This window comes from Vibrio sp. YIC-376, assembly GCF_052353105.1.
Classification (GTDB): Bacteria; Pseudomonadota; Gammaproteobacteria; order Enterobacterales; family Vibrionaceae; genus Vibrio.
In genome coordinates, this window is the sequence record NZ_JBBWFK010000001.1 from 132,188 (window position 1) to 149,877 (window position 17,690).

19 protein-coding genes and 1 other annotated feature are annotated in these 17,690 nt (G+C 43.8%); of the genes, 10 read left to right on the plus strand and 9 right to left on the minus strand.

Going from position 1 to position 17,690, the window contains the following annotated elements; translation table 11 throughout:
• Window positions 1-35: 35 nt before the first annotated feature.
• Both WJM94_RS00610 and WJM94_RS00615 read right to left on the minus strand, forming a co-directional pair.
• On the minus strand, window positions 36-659 hold the full coding sequence (locus tag WJM94_RS00610) for a hypothetical protein (RefSeq protein ID WP_444492307.1): 624 nt from the start codon (window positions 657-659) through the stop codon (window positions 36-38).
• 177 nt (window positions 660-836) lie between these two features.
• Complete coding sequence (locus WJM94_RS00615; RefSeq protein WP_444492983.1) at window positions 837-1,790, minus strand: sigma-54 interaction domain-containing protein; 954 nt, start codon at window positions 1,788-1,790, stop codon at window positions 837-839.
• 364 nt (window positions 1,791-2,154) lie between these two features.
• Window positions 2,155-2,291, plus strand: a sequence feature (His leader region).
• Between the two features lie 52 nt (window positions 2,292-2,343).
• Between WJM94_RS00615 and hisG the strand changes: the two genes are divergently transcribed.
• The 8 genes from hisG to hisIE all read left to right on the plus strand — a co-directional run bounded on the left by hisG (window position 2,344) and on the right by hisIE (window position 9,529).
• Entirely contained in the window at window positions 2,344-3,240 is an 897-nt protein-coding gene (gene hisG / locus WJM94_RS00620) for an ATP phosphoribosyltransferase (RefSeq protein WP_444492308.1), read from the plus strand.
• A 5-nt stretch (window positions 3,241-3,245) separates the two neighbouring features.
• Window positions 3,246-4,538, plus strand: a complete 1,293-nt coding sequence (hisD, locus tag WJM94_RS00625) for a histidinol dehydrogenase (protein ID WP_444492309.1) — start codon at window positions 3,246-3,248, stop codon at window positions 4,536-4,538.
• 15 nt (window positions 4,539-4,553) lie between these two features.
• On the plus strand, window positions 4,554-5,594 hold the full coding sequence (hisC, locus tag WJM94_RS00630; RefSeq protein ID WP_444492310.1) for a histidinol-phosphate transaminase: 1,041 nt from the start codon (window positions 4,554-4,556) through the stop codon (window positions 5,592-5,594).
• A 75-nt stretch (window positions 5,595-5,669) separates the two neighbouring features.
• A complete protein-coding gene (hisB, locus tag WJM94_RS00635; protein WP_444492311.1) occupies window positions 5,670-6,743 on the plus strand; it encodes a bifunctional histidinol-phosphatase/imidazoleglycerol-phosphate dehydratase HisB in 1,074 nt (357 codons plus the stop codon).
• 34 nt (window positions 6,744-6,777) lie between these two features.
• On the plus strand, window positions 6,778-7,392 hold the full coding sequence (hisH, locus tag WJM94_RS00640) for an imidazole glycerol phosphate synthase subunit HisH (protein ID WP_444492312.1): 615 nt from the start codon (window positions 6,778-6,780) through the stop codon (window positions 7,390-7,392).
• 12 nt (window positions 7,393-7,404) lie between these two features.
• Window positions 7,405-8,142 (plus strand): 1-(5-phosphoribosyl)-5-[(5-phosphoribosylamino)methylideneamino]imidazole-4-carboxamide isomerase, encoded by a 738-nt coding sequence (gene hisA, locus WJM94_RS00645; RefSeq protein WP_444492313.1) that lies wholly within the window; start codon window positions 7,405-7,407, stop codon window positions 8,140-8,142.
• On the plus strand, window positions 8,124-8,897 hold the full coding sequence (gene hisF, locus WJM94_RS00650) for an imidazole glycerol phosphate synthase subunit HisF (RefSeq protein ID WP_444492314.1): 774 nt from the start codon (window positions 8,124-8,126) through the stop codon (window positions 8,895-8,897). Before hisA ends, hisF begins: the two co-directional genes overlap by 19 nt.
• Window positions 8,894-9,529, plus strand: coding sequence for a bifunctional phosphoribosyl-AMP cyclohydrolase/phosphoribosyl-ATP diphosphatase HisIE (hisIE, locus tag WJM94_RS00655; RefSeq protein WP_444492315.1), 636 nt, complete (start codon window positions 8,894-8,896; stop codon window positions 9,527-9,529). The genes hisF and hisIE overlap by 4 nt, the downstream gene beginning before the upstream one ends.
• A 393-nt stretch (window positions 9,530-9,922) precedes the next feature.
• On the opposite strand, the gene WJM94_RS00660 is transcribed toward hisIE, so the two are convergent.
• The 4 genes from WJM94_RS00660 to WJM94_RS00675 all read right to left on the minus strand — a co-directional run bounded on the left by WJM94_RS00660 (window position 9,923) and on the right by WJM94_RS00675 (window position 13,160).
• The gene (locus WJM94_RS00660) at window positions 9,923-10,426 is read right to left on the minus strand and encodes a YchJ family protein (protein ID WP_444492316.1); all 504 of its coding nucleotides are present in this window, start codon (window positions 10,424-10,426) and stop codon (window positions 9,923-9,925) included.
• A 126-nt stretch (window positions 10,427-10,552) separates the two neighbouring features.
• On the minus strand, window positions 10,553-11,767 hold the full coding sequence (locus WJM94_RS00665) for an EAL and HDOD domain-containing protein (RefSeq protein WP_444492317.1): 1,215 nt from the start codon (window positions 11,765-11,767) through the stop codon (window positions 10,553-10,555).
• A 111-nt stretch (window positions 11,768-11,878) separates the two neighbouring features.
• The gene (gene lpxH, locus WJM94_RS00670; protein ID WP_444492984.1) at window positions 11,879-12,604 is read right to left on the minus strand and encodes a UDP-2,3-diacylglucosamine diphosphatase; all 726 of its coding nucleotides are present in this window, start codon (window positions 12,602-12,604) and stop codon (window positions 11,879-11,881) included.
• Between the two features lie 61 nt (window positions 12,605-12,665).
• Entirely contained in the window at window positions 12,666-13,160 is a 495-nt protein-coding gene (locus WJM94_RS00675; protein WP_444492318.1) for a peptidylprolyl isomerase, read from the minus strand.
• Between the two features lie 203 nt (window positions 13,161-13,363).
• On the opposite strand from WJM94_RS00675, the gene cysS reads away from it, so the two are divergent.
• Both cysS and WJM94_RS00685 read left to right on the plus strand, forming a co-directional pair.
• The gene (gene cysS, locus WJM94_RS00680; RefSeq protein WP_444492319.1) at window positions 13,364-14,746 is read left to right on the plus strand and encodes a cysteine--tRNA ligase; all 1,383 of its coding nucleotides are present in this window, start codon (window positions 13,364-13,366) and stop codon (window positions 14,744-14,746) included.
• A gap of 94 nt (window positions 14,747-14,840) precedes the next feature.
• A complete protein-coding gene (locus WJM94_RS00685; protein WP_444492320.1) occupies window positions 14,841-15,419 on the plus strand; it encodes a thymidine kinase in 579 nt (192 codons plus the stop codon).
• 90 nt (window positions 15,420-15,509) lie between these two features.
• Here the strand turns inward: WJM94_RS00685 and WJM94_RS00690 are convergent, their stop codons facing one another.
• The 3 genes from WJM94_RS00690 to WJM94_RS00700 all read right to left on the minus strand — a co-directional run bounded on the left by WJM94_RS00690 (window position 15,510) and on the right by WJM94_RS00700 (window position 17,570).
• Window positions 15,510-16,148: a YdcF family protein gene (locus WJM94_RS00690; protein ID WP_444492321.1), complete on the minus strand. Its 639-nt coding sequence runs from the start codon at window positions 16,146-16,148 to the stop codon at window positions 15,510-15,512.
• Complete coding sequence (locus WJM94_RS00695; RefSeq protein WP_444492985.1) at window positions 16,145-16,993, minus strand: NAD(P)H-binding protein; 849 nt, start codon at window positions 16,991-16,993, stop codon at window positions 16,145-16,147. Before WJM94_RS00695 ends, WJM94_RS00690 begins: the two co-directional genes overlap by 4 nt.
• A 340-nt stretch (window positions 16,994-17,333) precedes the next feature.
• Window positions 17,334-17,570 carry a TIGR02647 family protein gene (locus WJM94_RS00700; protein ID WP_444492322.1) on the minus strand — a complete coding sequence of 79 codons (237 nt, stop codon included), beginning with the start codon at window positions 17,568-17,570 and terminating at the stop codon, window positions 17,334-17,336.
• Window positions 17,571-17,690: the final 120 nt, after the last annotated feature.

Consider the following 17,690-nt stretch of genomic DNA (forward strand, 5'->3'; position numbering starts at 1 on the left):
CGCGTTTTTTGGGGTTAACTATTAAATGAAATAAATTAGACCTCCGGCTCACTCGGTGGGAAATATGGTGTTGGACAATCGTCAGGTGATGAAGGTAGGATTTGAACTTCATCGTTATTGTTCATACCATCTAACAGGGTTTTAATATAATCGATCTCAGATTCGTCAGACCCTTGCCATGCAACAATCGCATTCGCGATAATTTCTTGCACAGGTACCCATTCACCACCATACCAAAGCGTGGTTGTAGGACTTAAGCCTGAATCGGTTGGACGATGACGAGTGTTAAAGATAAACGCCAGTAGTTGCTGCGCTAACTGTTCTTTATGCTCGTTAAGGTCCGCGTTGCCATTGTTATCAGCACTATCTGTCATACTCGATAACAAACATTTACCAGACGGGTCAGTGACTTGGAAGTAGTAAAGCCCTGCTGGTAGTGCAGCAGCTGTTCTTGGAGCATGCGGCCCAGGACCTCCATCTAAAAAGACTTCTAATTTAGATTCGTAGCGAACGTTCTCATTAACGACTGCGCCCCATGGATCTGTCGTAAAGATTGCTCCACTTAGATTTGCTAACGCAGGTACTGAAAAGATGAAAGCTAGTGAAGATATCACAAGAGTAGCTGTTCGAATCTTGGATAATAGCCTGTGAATATTCATTTTTTCTGCTCCTGTGTCATTGTCGCTAATGACTAATGAACACAGGAGCAAAGAGTATGCCTATTTTAACTTGTTGATTTCTAAAGGGCTGAAATTGAAATTATCAGGCTTAAATTTTAACTAAATGATATTTTTAGAATTTGATGTTACACAGTGTTACGTTACAGCTGTACAGTGTTAAACGCTCAAATTGTATTTCTTAATCAGGCGATATAGCGTCGTTCTGGATATACCAAGGTCTCGCGCTGCAGCACTCATGTTATGTTTATTTTCTTCAATGGCTTGCAATAGATAGTCGAGGTCAATTTGATCCGCAGATGGGAGTAGCTGCCTTTCGTTACAATCAAGCCCAAGATCATCAACGAGTAATGTGTTGTTTTCGCACATGACGATTGCTCGCTGGATGACATTGCGTAATTCACGGACGTTCCCTGGCCAGCGATGTTTTAAGAGCATTTCTTCGACTTCTTCAGACATATTATTGACCTGACCACTAGATAGGTTTCTCAAGAAATGCTCTGACAGCATGAGAATATCCTGTCCTCTTTTTCTTAATGGAGGGATCGTGAGAGGTAATATGTTAAGTCGGTAAAATAAGTCTTCTCGAAACTCACCTTGTACTACTTCGCTTTTTAAATCTACGTGACTTGCGGCTATGACACGGCAATCTACATCGATAAACTTATCGGCACCGACTTTGTGTATCTGCTTACTTTCTAAGAAGTGCAATAGGTGGATTTGCAGATCAGGAGGCATGTCTCCTATTTCATCCAGAAACAATGTGCCTTTGTGAGCTTTTTGAATAAAGCCAATTCGATCAGAAATAGCACCGGTAAATGCCCCTTTCTCATGGCCAAATAATTCAGATGCGATCAGTCCGCTAGGAATAGCACCACAGTTTACCTCGACAAAAGGCCACTGACTTCGCTTAGACAATTGATGAATAAGTCGCGCGCACAATCCTTTACCCACTCCGGTTTCCCCTTGAATGAGCACTTCCGCATCACATCGAGCGTATTTTTTTATGGCGTTACGAAGCTCTTGGATACAGGCGCTATTGCCGATCAATGGATATAGGTCAGCATTACTGAGATCCACAGCTTGTTTAGCACTACTGTTATGCAGTTTCATCATTTTTCACTATTTTTGCCCCAATAAAATAATAGTTTTTAATTAGTTGGCTCATGGCCGAGTGAGTGTCTTTTTATTGAGAAAGGTGTTAATTACGAATAGTGAAATTTACTAACCATTTGTTTAACAAGAATTTTGATTTGTGCACGATTTTTGCTAAGAGATCTGTTGTATAGCTACATTTTTCATTGAAATAGTGGGCGCTAGATAAAAATAAAAATACATTTAAATCAAATGATTAACAAAAAAAATCATAATTAGTTAAATTTAGTATTGAAAAAAATAGAATCCTTAGTTAGTGTGGTCATCAACAAAACAACGAAATAGAGTTTTAAATAAGTATGCGCAATTTTGTAATGAACATTCATCATCACCATCACCCAGTCTAGTCTTTCGGGAGATGTGCGCATACCCGGGAGACAGAAAACTCCCGGCGGTTAAAATCAAAGTATTTCAGATTTAAAACCCTCGGGAGAAAATATCTTCCGAGGGTTTTTTCGTTTTTGGCTTAAAAAATAATTTAGATTTCAATATCTTGTACAGGGACAAAGCAATGCAAACACAACGCTTAAGAATCGCAATTCAGAAAAAAGGTCGTCTTAGCAAAGAGAGCCAGGCTCTACTTAAACAATGCGGCGTTAAATTTAATCTAATGGGTGAGCGTCTTGTGGTTCACTCTGAAAATATGCCAATCGATTTGCTGCTAGTCCGTGATGACGACATCCCTGGACTTGTTATGGATGGTGTTGTGGATCTTGGCTTTATCGGTGAAAACGAATTGGAAGAAGTACGTCTAGACCGTAAAGCTAAAGGCGAACCATATGCATTTGTACAACTTCGTCGTCTAGATTTTGGTGGTTGTCGTTTGTCTATTGCTATCGACAAAGACGCAGAATACAAAGGCCCACAAGATTTAGCTGGCAAACGCATTGCTACTACTTACCCACACTTACTTAAAGCTTACATGGACGCTGCCGGCGTACCATTCTCTACTTGTATGCTGACAGGTTCGGTAGAAGTTGCCCCTCGAGCTGGTCTGGCCGATGCGATTGCAGACTTAGTTTCAACTGGCGCGACGCTAGAAGCTAACGGACTTAAAGAAGCTGAAGTTATTTTCCAATCTAAAGCGACACTGATTCAACGCACTGGTGAATTTGACGCCGACAAGACCGCACTGATTGAAAGACTACTTACTCGTATGCAAGGCGTGCAGCAAGCAAAAGAGTCTAAATACATCATGTTACACGCACCTGCAGAAAAGCTTGAGCAAATTAAATCGTTACTGCCAGGTGCAGAAGATCCAACCGTATTACCACTATCTGCAGACAAATCAAAAATGGCTGTTCACTTGGTAAGTTCTGAAAACCTTTTCTGGGAAACAATGGAACAACTGAAAGAGCTGGGTGCAAGCTCTATTCTAGTACTACCAATTGAAAAAATGATGGAGTAAGAGCGATGAGAACAGTCGTTTGGCAATCACTGAGTGAAAATCAACAAGATTCGATTTTAGAGCGCCCAGCTATCACTGAAGGTGCGAATATAACCGCTGCCGTTGCTGAGGTTATCGCGAAAGTACGTAGCGAAGGTGATGCCGCGCTTATCGAGCTAACAGAGAAGTTTGACCGAGTAACACCGGATTCAATTCGAGTTTCGGCAAAAGAAATTGATGCAGCTTCAGCACGTCTATCTGAAAACATGAAAAACGCGCTTGAGCAAGCTTATGCAAATATCGCTAAGTTTCACAAAGCGCAGAAGCCACAGCCTATTAAAGTCGAGACGCAGCCAGGTGTAATGTGTGAGCAAGTCACACGTCCAATCCAAAAAGTGGGCTTATACATTCCTGGTGGTAGCGCTCCATTACCATCGACTGTTCTGATGCTTGGTGTCCCTGCAAAAATAGCGGGTTGTCGCAAAGTGGTATTGTGTTCTCCACCGCCGATTGCTGATGAAATCCTCTACGTAGCGAAACTTTGTGGTATTGATGAAGTTTATAACGTTGGTGGTGGTCAAGCTGTTGCTGCGATGGCTTATGGTACAGAGACGGTTTCTAAAGTTGATAAGATTTTTGGCCCAGGTAATGCGTACGTTACTGAAGCAAAACGTCAAGTGAGTAATGATTTCCGTGGTGCAGCGATTGACATGCCAGCTGGCCCGTCTGAAGTACTGGTGCTTGCCGATGAAACCGCTGATCCTGACTTTATTGCAGCCGATCTACTTAGCCAAGCGGAACACGGTCCTGATTCACAAGTGGTACTAGTAACGCCTTCACCAGTCGTTGCAGATCAAGTGACGGACGCGGTACAACGTCAATTGAAGGAGCTTTCTCGCGCAAGCATCGCAGAAAAAGCACTGGCATCAAGTTTGATTATTATCGCTGAATCGTTAACACAAGCGGTTTCAATCTCGAACTTTTACGGCCCTGAGCACTTGATTGTGCAAACAAAGAATCCGCGAGAGTTGTTACCACTTCTTGATAACGCAGGCTCTATTTTCTTGGGTGACTGGTCACCTGAGTCTGCTGGTGACTATGCTTCAGGTACAAACCACGTGCTTCCGACTTACGGATACACTCGCACGTATTCAAGCCTTGGCTTGGCCGACTTCTCTAAACGAATGACAGTTCAGGAGTTGTCTGCAGAAGGCCTTAAGAATCTGGCTCCAACGGTTGTAACCATGGCTGAAGCGGAAGGTTTAGACGCGCACAAACGTGCAGTTACGATCCGTGTAGAAAAACTGGCAGCTAAGTAAGAAGGAAATATTGAGATGGAAAAGCTAGCGCGTAAACAAGTCCAGGAACTAACTCCTTATTTATCTGCTCGTCGTATTGGTGGTACAGGTGATGTATGGCTGAATGCTAATGAATCACCATTTAACAATGAATATAAAACGGATTTCGCTCGTCTTAACCGTTACAGTGAGTGTCAGCCAAAAGAGTTAATTGCAGCCTATGCGGCTTATGCTGGTGTCAAACCTGAACAAACGCTTACCTCGCGTGGTGCCGATGAAGGAATTGAGCTACTCGTACGTGCGTTCTGCGAACCGGGTAAAGATGCCATTCTTTACTGTCCGCCAACCTACGGTATGTATGCTATCAGTGCAGAAACGTTTGGTGTTGAGCGCAAGACAGTACCTCTGACTTCAGACTGGCAACTTGATCTCGCTGGAATTGAAGCCAACCTTGATAACGTAAAACTTGTGTTTGTTTGTTCACCAAACAATCCTACGGGTAACTTGGTCAAGCGAGAAGACATCCTTTCACTGCTTGAAATGACTAAAGATCGCGCGATTGTCGTGATGGACGAAGCCTACATTGATTTTTGTCCAGAAGCTTCAACGGTTGATCTGTTAGAGCAATATCCTAACTTAGCGATTCTTCGCACGTTATCAAAAGCATTTGCGCTGGCTGGTCTGCGTTGTGGATTTACGCTTGCGAATGAAGAGCTGATTAATGTACTTCTTAAGGTTATCGCACCATACCCAGTGCCGGTGCCAGTTGCAGAGATTGCAATTCAAGCATTATCAGAAGCAGGCTTAGCTCGTGCAAAGTATCAGGTGCTTGACCTCAATGCGAACCGTGCCTACTTACAAGTTGGATTATCAATGATTCCGGGTGTTGAGGTGAACGAAGGGTGGGGGAACTACCTGCTTGTTAAGTTCCCTGATGGTGATGCCCTGTTTAAAGGCGCATGGGATACAGGAATTATTTTACGTAACTCACCAATTGAAAACTGTGTACGAATCAGTGTCGGTAATCGCGAAGAATGCGAAAAGACACTTGGATTTATTCGAAACTACTATTCGTAAAGCTGTAAAGCCATAAAGTTACCTTGCTCTCACGATCGAGTGGGAGCCAAACAAGATAGCAATAAGGATGTTCTAGTGAGCAAACAACAAAAAATCCTTTTTATTGACCGTGACGGCACACTGATTGTTGAGCCTCCGATTGATTTCCAAGTAGACCGTCTAGATAAGTTGAAACTAGAGCCATACGTGATCCCAAGTCTATTAACACTACAGGATGCGGGTTACCGTTTAGTGATGGTAACCAACCAAGATGGTTTGGGTACGGATAGTTACCCGCAAAAAGACTTTGACGAGCCACACAACATGATGATGGAGATTTTCGAATCTCAAGGTGTGAAGTTTGATGATGTTCTGATTTGTCCTCACTTTGACGATGAAAACTGTTCTTGCCGTAAGCCTAAGCTGGGCATGGTGAAAAAGTACCTTCAGGGTGGCAAAGTGGACTTCCAGAATTCCGTTGTGATCGGTGACCGTCCAACGGATCTTCAGCTTGCTGAAAATATGGCGATTCGCGGTATTCAATATAATCCAGAGACCATGGGATGGAAGCAAATCGTAAAAGATCTCACAGTGAAGGCCCGTGTTGCACAAGTCATTCGTACTACCAAAGAAACGGACATCAAGGTTGCGGTTAACCTGGATGAGCAAGGTGGCAATGAAATCTCGACAGGGATGGGATTCTTTGATCATATGCTTGATCAAATCGCAACCCACGGTGGTTTCCAGCTTGTATGTAAGGTAGAAGGCGATCTTCACATTGATGATCACCACACCGTCGAAGATACTGCGTTGGCGCTTGGACAGGCACTGAAAGAAGCGCTAGGCGATAAACGCGGTATTGGTCGCTTTGGTTTTAGCTTGCCGATGGATGAGTGTCTTGCACAATGTGCGCTGGATTTATCTGGCCGCCCATATTTGAAGTTCGACGCGCAATTTAGCCGTGATCAAGTCGGCGATTTGTCGACTGAGATGGTTGTACACTTCTTCCGTTCGTTAACTGATACTTTGGCTTGTACGCTACACCTTTCTTCTGCGGGTGATAACGATCACCACATCATTGAAAGCCTGTTTAAAGCGTTTGGCCGTACTTTACGTCAGGCTATAAAAGTTGAAGGTAACGAGTTGCCAAGTAGTAAAGGCGTTCTTTAAGGTCATTCCTTAAAGTAGATAGGAGAAGAGTACAGTGACAGAACAGAAAGTTGTGATTATTGATACTGGCTGTGCCAACGTTTCTTCGGTGAAATTTGCCATCGAGCGTCTTGGTTACAAGGTTACAATTTCAAAAGACCCTCAAGTAGTATTATCGGCGGATAAGCTTTTCTTGCCAGGCGTGGGCACGGCAAGTGAAGCGATGAAAAACCTTGAAGAGCGTGATCTGATTGGTTTGGTTAAGCAAGTAGAGAAGCCGCTGCTGGGCATCTGTCTTGGCATGCAACTACTGGGTAAAGTTTCTCAGGAAAAAGGCCAGAAAGCCGACGAGTTGGTCGAGTGTTTAGGCCTTTGTGACGGTGAAGTGAAATTGCTTCAAACCGGCGATTTACCACTGCCTCATATGGGGTGGAATACCGTTTCAGCAAAAGCGGGTCATCCACTATTTAAAGGCATCGAAGAGGGCGAGTATTTCTACTTTGTACACAGCTTTGCGATGCCAGTGGGTGATTACACTATTGCAGAGTGCGATTACGGTAATCCATTTACAGCGGCTGTCCAGAGTGGTAACTACTACGGAGTACAGTTCCACCCAGAGCGTTCTTCAAAAGCGGGCGCGAAGCTTATTCAAAACTTCTTAGAATTATAAAAGGGATTTAGTGTGATTATTCCAGCTCTTGATTTAATTGAAGGACAGGTGGTTCGCCTTTACCAAGGCGATTACGGACAAGTAACCGAATACAAAGTTGACCCGGCAGAGCAGTTCAACTTGTACCATCAGGCAGGTGCAGATTGGCTGCACTTAGTGGATTTAACTGGCGCGAAAGATACGTCAGCTCGTCAGCTTGACCTGATTGCAAAACTACTGGCAAGTACGCCAGCTAATATCCAGATTGGCGGTGGCGTTCGTGTTGAACAGGACGTTATAGATTTACTTGAAGCTGGCGCTCAGCGTGTCGTAGTCGGCTCGACGGCAGTTAAACAACCAGAGCTAGTAAAAGGCTGGATGGAAAAATACGGCGCAGAGAAAATTGTTCTGGCACTGGATATCAACATTGATCAGGATGGTACACGTAAAGTGGCAATTTCTGGTTGGCAGGAAGATTCAGGCGTCACGATTGAAGCTTTGATCGACGATTATCTTACGGTTGGCCTAAAGCACGTTCTTTGCACGGACATTTCCCGTGACGGAACACTAGAAGGCTCCAATGTTGAGTTGTACGTGGATCTTTGCAAACAGTACCCTCAGGTTCAATTTCAATCTTCGGGTGGCATCGGATCACTGGCCGATATTGAAGCCCTTAAAGGAAGCGGTGTAGCCGGCGTTATCGTAGGTCGTGCGTTGCTAGATGGTAAATTCACAGCAGAGGAGGCATTTGCATGTTGGCAAAGCGAATAATTCCATGTCTTGATGTCCGTGACGGTCAGGTGGTTAAGGGCGTTCAGTTTCGTAACCATGAAATCATTGGTGACATTGTTCCTCTGGCAAAGCGTTACGCGGAAGAAGGCGCAGATGAACTGGTGTTTTACGATATCACTGCATCCAGCGATGGTCGTGTGGTTGATAAAAGCTGGGTGAAGCGCGTAGCTGAAGTCATCGACATTCCTTTCTGTGTCGCTGGTGGCATTAAATCTGCAGAAGATGCTGCACGTATATTGGAATTCGGTGCGGATAAAGTTTCTATTAACTCGCCAGCGTTGGCGGATCCCCAACTAATTACGGATCTGGCAGATAAGTTTGGTGTTCAATGTATCGTAGTGGGTATCGACTCATACTATGACAAGGACACAGGTAAATATCAGGTTTACCAGTTTACGGGTGATGAGGCTCGTACTAAAGCGACGCAATGGGAAACTCGTGATTGGGTACAAGAAGTGCAAAAACGCGGTGCTGGTGAAATCGTATTGAACATGATGAACCAGGATGGCGTCCGAAACGGTTACGACATTGATCAGCTCAACATGGTACGCGAAGTGTGTAAGGTGCCTCTGATTGCTTCTGGCGGTGCGGGTGCGATGGAGCACTTCGCAGAGGCTTACCAAAAAGCGAATGTTGACGGTGCTTTAGCTGCGTCAGTATTCCACAAGCAAGTCATCAATATTGGCGAGTTGAAAAAGTATTTAAAACAGCAAGGTATAGAGGTACGAGTATGAGTTTTGCAGCCGCCGAAGTAAGTTCGCTACAAGAGCGAATCAACTGGGAGAAGGTGGATGGTCTGGTACCTGCTATCGTTCAGGATTTCCAGTCTAGCCAAGTCTTGATGATGGGTTACATGAACCAAGATGCACTGGCGAAAACAGGTGAAACCGGTCAAGTCACGTTTTTCTCTCGCACTAAAGAGCGTTTGTGGACCAAAGGAGAAACCTCTGGCAACGTTCTTCAACTAGTGAACATCTCACTGGATTGTGACAATGATACTTTGTTGGTAAAGGTCAATCCGATTGGGCCAACGTGCCACACAGGCACCACAACATGCTGGGATGGCGATCCGCAAGAAGAGTCACAAATGGTGTGGCTTCATCAACTTGAGCAGCTACTGGCTGCCCGCAAGAACGCCGACCCAGAGTCCTCTTATACTGCCAGTCTTTATGCCCGTGGCACCAAGCGTATTTCGCAGAAAGTGGGCGAAGAAGGCGTTGAAGTCGCGCTTGCGGCAACGTCGGGTGACAAGGCGGAACTAGTGTGCGAATCGGCTGATTTGATTTATCACTTGTTGGTTCTGCTTCAAGACCAAGGTTTGTCAATGAACGACGTGGTAAACAAGCTTAAAGAGCGTCATAAGTAGTTAAAGATAGGGCCTAGGTTTATCAGACCCTAGGTCCTAGGTTCTAGGGGAGAATGCGGCCAGTTCAGTGATAAACGTAAGTTCTGGTGTTTGTTGTCTTGGAATACGGATTACAGGAAGGCCCTAGGTGTTAGGGTCCTAGGTCCTAGAAGTGTCTGCGGTAAGTTCAGTGCTAAACGCAAGCTGCGGTGTTTGTTGCTTTGGAATACTGATTACAGAATACAGAAGTGTTTGACATCGTGATTAGGTGGTTGAAATAATCCGTAATCCGTAATCCGTAATCCGTAATCCGTAATCCGTAATCCGTAATCCGTAATCCGTAATCCGTAATCCGTAATCCGTAATCTATTCCTAGGACCTAGGACCTAAGGACTATGACCTAGGATCTAGCTTCTACCCACAACACTTTTTAAATTTCTTACCGCTGCCACAAATACATGGGTCATTACGGCCGACTTTCAGACTGCTTACTGGTTGGCTCAGACGAGGGTCTTGCTCTGGTCCTTCTTCTGGGAATGTACCGTCAATGTAGTACCAAAGACCATTTTCTTTCACAAAGCGCGAACGCTCACTCAGGCAGTATTGTTTGCCGTCTTCATTGAAGTAGGCATTAAACTCCACGAAGCCTTCGTTTTCGTTACTACCAGCCTCTGCTTTCAACACTTCAAGTTTGCACCAATCGCTATCAATAGATTGTTCAATACCTTCACGTTGATCTTCTGCATGACAACTCGGGTGATAAGTTGCAACAACGTAGTCCACTAGGCCTAAAACATGAGCACTGTAGCGTGAACGCATGAGTTGCTCTGGTGTCTTCACGTCTGCGTGATTGGTATGGGCAAGCTCACAACATTGTTTGTAAGTAAGATTAGAGCCGCAAGGGCAGGAAGAAGCCATAAAAAGAAATCTCAATTGAATTAATCGATATGAATAAATGGACTCACGTTAGTGAGGTAGGAGACATTATATACTCAAATGACTGTCACAAAACCTTCAGCATTTAACTTCTTCGAATAAGGAGACTCAAGCTGTTTGAGAAAGGAGTTCTTGAGCCCATTCTGTAGATTGGTCGAATGCTTCAGCAAGCTGTTTATCTGTGAGTTTCAGAGCTGCACAGTACTTCTCAACCCGTTCCCAGTCGGCTTGCTCGTAAGAAATTGTCATAGAGAGCAGATAACCTAAAACTCCTTTTCTGCTCGTTAAAGCCAGTTTGATATCATCGTCTACCGGGATGTCATCAATAACATTGGAGAGAGGCTGATCGAGCAGGGAGTCCAATAGTGAGAACATGCCGATCAGGAAGGCTTGCCCGGGATCGTATTTAGTCTTCATTAGGCTCAGAAGAAGCTCACACATGCGGGCTCGCTGTAGAGCAAGTGTGTATAGCGAATCTGGCTTATCGTCTTGTACAGAAGCTATCGCGACAAGTGATATAAAGCGGCGTAAACGGTCTTCACCAAGGTAAATCAGTGCCTGTCTGAATGACTTAATTTTCGTGGTAAGCGTATAGCCAGAATTGACGTAGGTGAGTAACTTGTATGAAAGCGTAATATCAATTGAAAGTAGTCGTTCAACTTCATCAAAGTCGATCGGTTTATCTGCAATCTCTTTACACAATTGGATAACTGCCAAAAATGAGGGTTTGAGGCGTTTTTTCTTGATCATTTCAGGTTTACTAAAGAAGTAGCCCTGAAAGTAGTTAAAGCCTGCTTCGAGAGTTTGTTCAAACTCCTCGTATGTTTCAACTTTTTCGGCAAGAAAGTCGATATTATAATGACTAAGGGATTGAATGAAAATCGCCGCTTTTTCGATAGGAATCACGCGAATATCAAACTTAATCATAGTTACGTAAGGAAGAAAGCGTTTCCATTCTTTAGTGGGTACGAAGTCATCCAGAGCAATTCGATAACCACATTCGTGCAGATGTTTTATCGCTTCAAATAGTTCTTCAGTTGGCTCGCAATCCTCAAGAACCTCGATAACCAGTGAATCTTTTGGAAACAGGGTAGGAACCAGATTTATCAGGCTTTGCTGCGGAAAATTAACAAAGCCAAGTTTGTTACCTAATGTATTGTAGTGCGTCGACAAAAAATGATCGGATAGTAGTCGACTAGTAGCCAGCTCGGGTTCTACTTCAGGGAAGGTATTTTTTGGACCGTCTCGGAAGAGAAGCTCATAACCAATGGTACGTCTTTCTCTATCAAGAATTGGTTGGCGGGCTACGTAAGAATACTTCAATTAGGTACTTCATTTTGCTTAACTGAGTGATATGATGATAACGATTTTTCGTAAAATATCTATGCCCTAAGTCCGAATATTGTAAGCACCCAATGGGTTTTGCGTAAATTATCACTTGAAAGGTCTTGTTTGTAGATCAATTCCATCAAAATTTACTTGTAAAACCGAGCCTTGTGTATACCAATCTCCCAAAACTATACGTTTCTTCGAAACGCCATTCACGTCAAAAATATGTATGTTTGGACGGTGTGTGTGACCATGAATCATCAGATTGACGCAAAATTGAGACATCACATGCTCTACTTCAACTTGGTTCACATCCATGATATCCATCGGCTTACTATTTTTATCGTCTCGAATATCCGATTGCACTCTTGCTACAATTTTTTTCTTTATGAACCAAGGGATACAGTTGAACACCCATTGTAACCATGGTTGATGAACCGTCTTGCGAAACTTTTGATAATCGATATCGTCAGTACAGAGCGTGTCACCATGCAGTATCAAGGCTTTTTTACCGTACAGGTCTATGGTGCACACATCATCAAGAAGTGTGATTCCTGTTTGTTTACAAAAACGTTCACCCAATAGGAAATCACGGTTTCCCTGGATAAAAAACACGGGAACTCCTCGGTCAGTGAGTTTTTTAAATTCAGCCCGAATTTTGTTCGCGAAAGGGGTTTTGTCGTCGTCACCAACCCAAAACTCGAAAAGATCACCTAATACGTAAAGCGCATCGGCATTCTTAGCCTCAGTACGCATAAAGGTCACGAAACATTCTGTAATGTCAGGGCGAGCCGGCGTGAGGTGAAGATCTGATATAAATAATGTCGTCATAGAAAACAAGGGGAGGCGATGCCTCCCCATTAGATTATGTCTAGGTAATAATTCTTAAGAATTACTCTTCGATTGTTGTACCAGTGATTACCACGTCTTCTAGTGGTACGTCTTGGTGCATGCCGTAAGAACCAGTGCTAACACCTTTGATTTGGTTCACTACGTCCATACCTTCTACAACTTCACCGAATACACAGTAACCCCAACCGTCTAGGCTTTCGCTACGGAAATCCAGGAATGTGTTGTTGTTCACGTTGATGAAGAATTGAGAGCTAGCTGAATGCGGCTCCATAGTACGTGCCATAGCAAGTGTGCCCACTTTGTTGCTTAGACCGTTGTTTGCTTCGTTTTTGATAGGTGCACGTGTTGCTTTTTCACGTAGACCTGACTCCATACCACCACCTTGGATCATGAAACCATCAATAACACGGTGGAAAAGTGTGTTGTCGTAAAAACCGTCGCGGCAGTACTGTAGGAAGTTTGCGCTTGTTTCAGGCGCTTTCTCTTCGTTTAGTTGAATCTTGATGTCACCAAAATTAGTGTGAAGGGTGATCATGCTACTGTCCTTTACTTTGTTGTATTGAGCCCGAGATTCTAGCCTAAGTTACAACGCTTTAAAAACTCAGGAAGAAGAAATTAATCGTTTTGTGCTTGAAGTTTAGCCGATTATCGTTTTATCCGTTAATTGCTATTACCTAATAAGGTCGGAGTTGTTATACTCGGCCTTCTTGTATTCATTCACAATCATAGATAGAGATCATGTTAAAGATATATAACACACTCACAAGACAGAAAGAGGAATTCAAACCAATTACAGCTGGCAAAGTCGGCATGTATGTCTGTGGGGTTACCATATACGATCTCTGTCACATCGGCCACGGTCGTACGTTTGTTTCCTTTGACGTAGTGTCTCGCTATCTACGTTACTTGGGTTACGATCTGACATTTGTTCGTAACATCACGGATATCGACGATAAAATCATCAAGCGTGCAGCAGAAAACGGTGAATCTTGTGATTCATTGACTGAGCGTCTGATCGGTGAAATGTACACTGACTTTGATGCACTGAACATGAAGCGCCCAGATGTTGAACCTCGCGCGACACAGTTCATTGCAGAAATCATAGCATTGGTTGAGAAGCTGATTGAGCGTGGTTTTGCATACGTTGCTGATAATGGCGACGTGATGTTTGAAGTAGGTAAGTTTGACGAGTATGGCAAACTGTCGAAGCAAGATTTGGATCAGCTACAGGCTGGTGCTCGCGTAGATATCGAAACAGCAAAACGTAGTCCGCTGGACTTTGTTCTTTGGAAAATGTCTAAGCCAGGTGAGCCTACTTGGGAATCACCATGGGGCCCAGGCCGTCCAGGTTGGCATATCGAATGTTCTGCGATGAACTCTTCAATTCTTGGTAATCACTTTGATATCCATGGCGGCGGTTCTGATCTTCAGTTCCCTCACCACGAGAATGAGATCGCTCAGTCTTGCTGTGCACACGATACTAAGTATGTGAATACTTGGATGCACAGCGGAATGGTGATGGTAGACAAAGAGAAAATGTCTAAGTCACTGGGTAACTTCTTCACTATTCGTGACGTATTAGGTTACTACGACGCGGAGACGGTACGCTACTTCCTGATGTCAGGCCACTACCGTAGCCAACTTAACTACAGCGAAGAAAACCTAAACCAAGCACGCGCATCACTAGAGCGTCTGTACACGTCTCTACGTGGTCTTGATTTGAAAGCGGCTCCTGCTGGTGGCGAAGATTACGTTTCTCGCTTCACAAGTGCGATGAACGACGATTTCAACACACCTGAAGCATACTCAGTACTGTTTGATATGGCGCGTGAAGTAAACCGCCTTAAAACAGAAAGCCTAGAGAAGGCGAGTGAGCTTGGTGCATTAATGCGCGAGCTAGCAGACGTTATTGGTATTCTTTACCAAGATCCTGAAGCTTTCTTAAAAGGCGATGCAGGTAATGATGATGAAGTGGCAGAAATCGAAGCGCTGATCAAACTGCGTAACGACTCTCGTGCAGCCAAAGATTGGGCCAATGCAGACATGGCACGTGACAAGTTGACTGAAATGGGCATCGTGTTAGAAGATGGTCCAGAAGGTACGATTTGGCGCCGTAAGTAATTGAATTTTCATTTAAAAAGGGCTGATAATTCAGCCCTTTTATTTTTCATTTCCATTTCCATAAATTAATAATTTTAACTTCAGGTAATGCTCTGTGGCTCAGATGTATTTCTATTACTCCGCAATGAATGCGGGTAAGTCGACGACACTTCTTCAATCTTCATTTAACTACCAAGAACGCGGTATGAATCCCGTGATCTTCACAGCAGCTCTTGATGACCGCTATGGTGTGGGCAAAGTAAGTTCACGAATTGGTTTGCAGTCTGATGCGCATTTGTTTCGCCAAGATACCAACTTATATCAAGAGATTGCGGTACTAAATGAAGTAGAGAAACTTCACTGTATTCTTGTTGATGAATGTCAGTTCTTGTCGAAAGAGCAGGTGTATCAATTAACTGAAGTGGTTGATAAGTTACATATCCCTGTACTTTGCTATGGCCTTCGTACTGATTTTCTTGGTGAACTTTTTGAAGGCAGCAAGTATTTACTGTCATGGGCTGACAAGCTGGTTGAACTGAAGACAATCTGTCACTGTGGTCGTAAGGCAAACATGGTGATTCGTACCGACGAGCATGGTGTTGCGATTAAAGAGGGTGACCAAGTTGCGATTGGTGGTAACGATCGTTACGTCTCTGTTTGCCGTCAGCATTACAAAGAAGCGTTAGGAAAGTAGCTTCCTTAATTGAATAAACAGTTTAATCGACTAAATAGATAGCAAAAAGCCACCGACTTCGGTGGCCTTTTATTATTCGTATGTAAGAGATTATACGAGGTCAAAACCGAATCGTTCGAGCAACGTCTGATAAGAGGACTCGACGTTTTCTGGAATGACTTGTTCGGTTTGAAAACCTTTCTCTGGGTAAGATTTGACGCGTGAAAAATCTTCCAAAAGCGCTTCTAATACCATCATCAGATGCATGTCTTCGTTAATGTACTCGAAGAAGGGGTGAGCGGTAGAGCTCACTTGCAGTTGTGAATAGGGAGATTGCCATTGTTTTTCGAATGTAGCGATGGCTCGACGTTCCATAAATGGCTTTTGTACCAATATAAATGAGTGGCATTGTATATTTTTATCTTTGAGCAACTGCTCAGTAAAACGGACGTTTTCTCCACTATTTGTCGAATTCGTTTCCAACAATATCGCATCGCTTGGGACGCCAGCTGTACGTGCTATCTCAGCAAATGTTTCCGCTTCACTCTTTTCGAACAAACCATCGGTGAACCTGCCCTGACCACCAGAAAACACAACAAACGGCGCAAGTTGTTGGTGATAAAGCGCTGCGGCGTGTTCTGCAACGCGAACGTCATTGCTGCACATGACTAATAAACAGTCTGCTGGCTTAAGTTCATGCTTGAGCTGCATGTAATCCCACAGTGTTTCAATGTGTTGGTATATCTTCATAGTGTATCCAGAGTCGAATTGAATCGGAATTGATAACCTAGCGAAATTAGTTTGTCGGCCAAAATACGTTTATCTGAATCTTCGGTAACTGGCGGCAAAGAGATGTCAGCACCACTTTTTATTATCGCAGCCTGATAAAACTCAGCTTTGCTGACAGTATTGGGCGTTGTCACATTGACGATTTGGTTATCCAGGTTGTCGAGTGCAAATTTCGCTGCGGCTATAGCGTCAGCCTGATGCAGCATATTCGCCGGAGCCTTACGACTGACTTGCTTAAGTCGCATTGCAAAGCGAGCTGGGTGTCGGTCTGGGCCTATTAATCCACTGCAACGCAATATGGCATAACTTATCCCAGAATCGATGACGGATTGCTCTGCTTCAAGCATGATTTGAGCATTATCAGAAAAATTAGGATGGCTTTGCGCTAGCGCGAGAGAGGCAGACTCTTCTCTCATGTCAGATGGAAGGTTTGGGTAGACCGTGGTAGAGCTGATCATCACTAACTTTTCTATATTGTGTTGCTTTGCCACGTTAACCAGCGTTGCCCACTGTTTGGCGTACTCGTCTCCAGCCCCTTTACGGAAACCTGGAGGAAATGCACCAACAATACGTTGTATTTTATGGCGCAAGATTAACTCTGGTAGTTTTATCTCTGCGTTCGCTTGATTAAGATCGAGCAGCTCAGCATTGGTTAATTCGGACGGTAATTCATCCAATCTTTCTTGGCTTCGGCGAGTTACAACAACATTATGTCCCTCGTTGACTAAGGATTGTGCAAGTGGAGTACCTAGCCAACCTGCACCGACGATCAATGTGTTTGCCATTTTGTGTTTTCCTAACTTAATTATGGTCGCTCAAACAAGAGTATTGGCGTCATACTGGCTTTTCAACGAAAGGGTCGGGAATGCCACCTTTTGGGCGTGCCAGTGTATCAGATGTATGGGTCAGTGAACTGATTGATTAGTAATGCCTAATCTCAGATTGTTTAGAACAGTTGATAGGATAAGTGTATACCCAAACAACCTCGAGATGCTAGGTTCAGCGAAAATGACTTGGTTTACAGACGCGGCAACGATTTGAAGGTCTAGTGGATCCAAATCTTTCATCTTGAAGTTGCTTGGGTAAAAACCTATTGGCTAGATATGAAAATGCCACCTTTGATGGTGGCATTTTGAGAGCTAGTAATTAGCTCGCGATAAGAACTCGTAATATTTTATCTGCATGCTCAGCAACTTCGATACCTTCATCGGTTAAGTAGCCACCATCAGGCTGTGTGCAGAGTTTCTTTTCATAAAGACGTGCAACCGCTGCCTGAGCTTCTTCGGACGCATCTTTGTGAACTTTAATGCCAGTTGCTGCACTGCTTAAATCGAATTGAAGGAGTAGGTTCAGTTCGGCTACGTGTTCAGCTGAATATTTCATAAATAATTCCTTTGCGCTTTTTTATCCAAGCTAGTCTTAAAACAGAAGTTGAGCAACACAAAACCATAAGAAGTGTTAACTGTATTGCTATCAGACTGATATGGCGCGGTATTTTTGGCC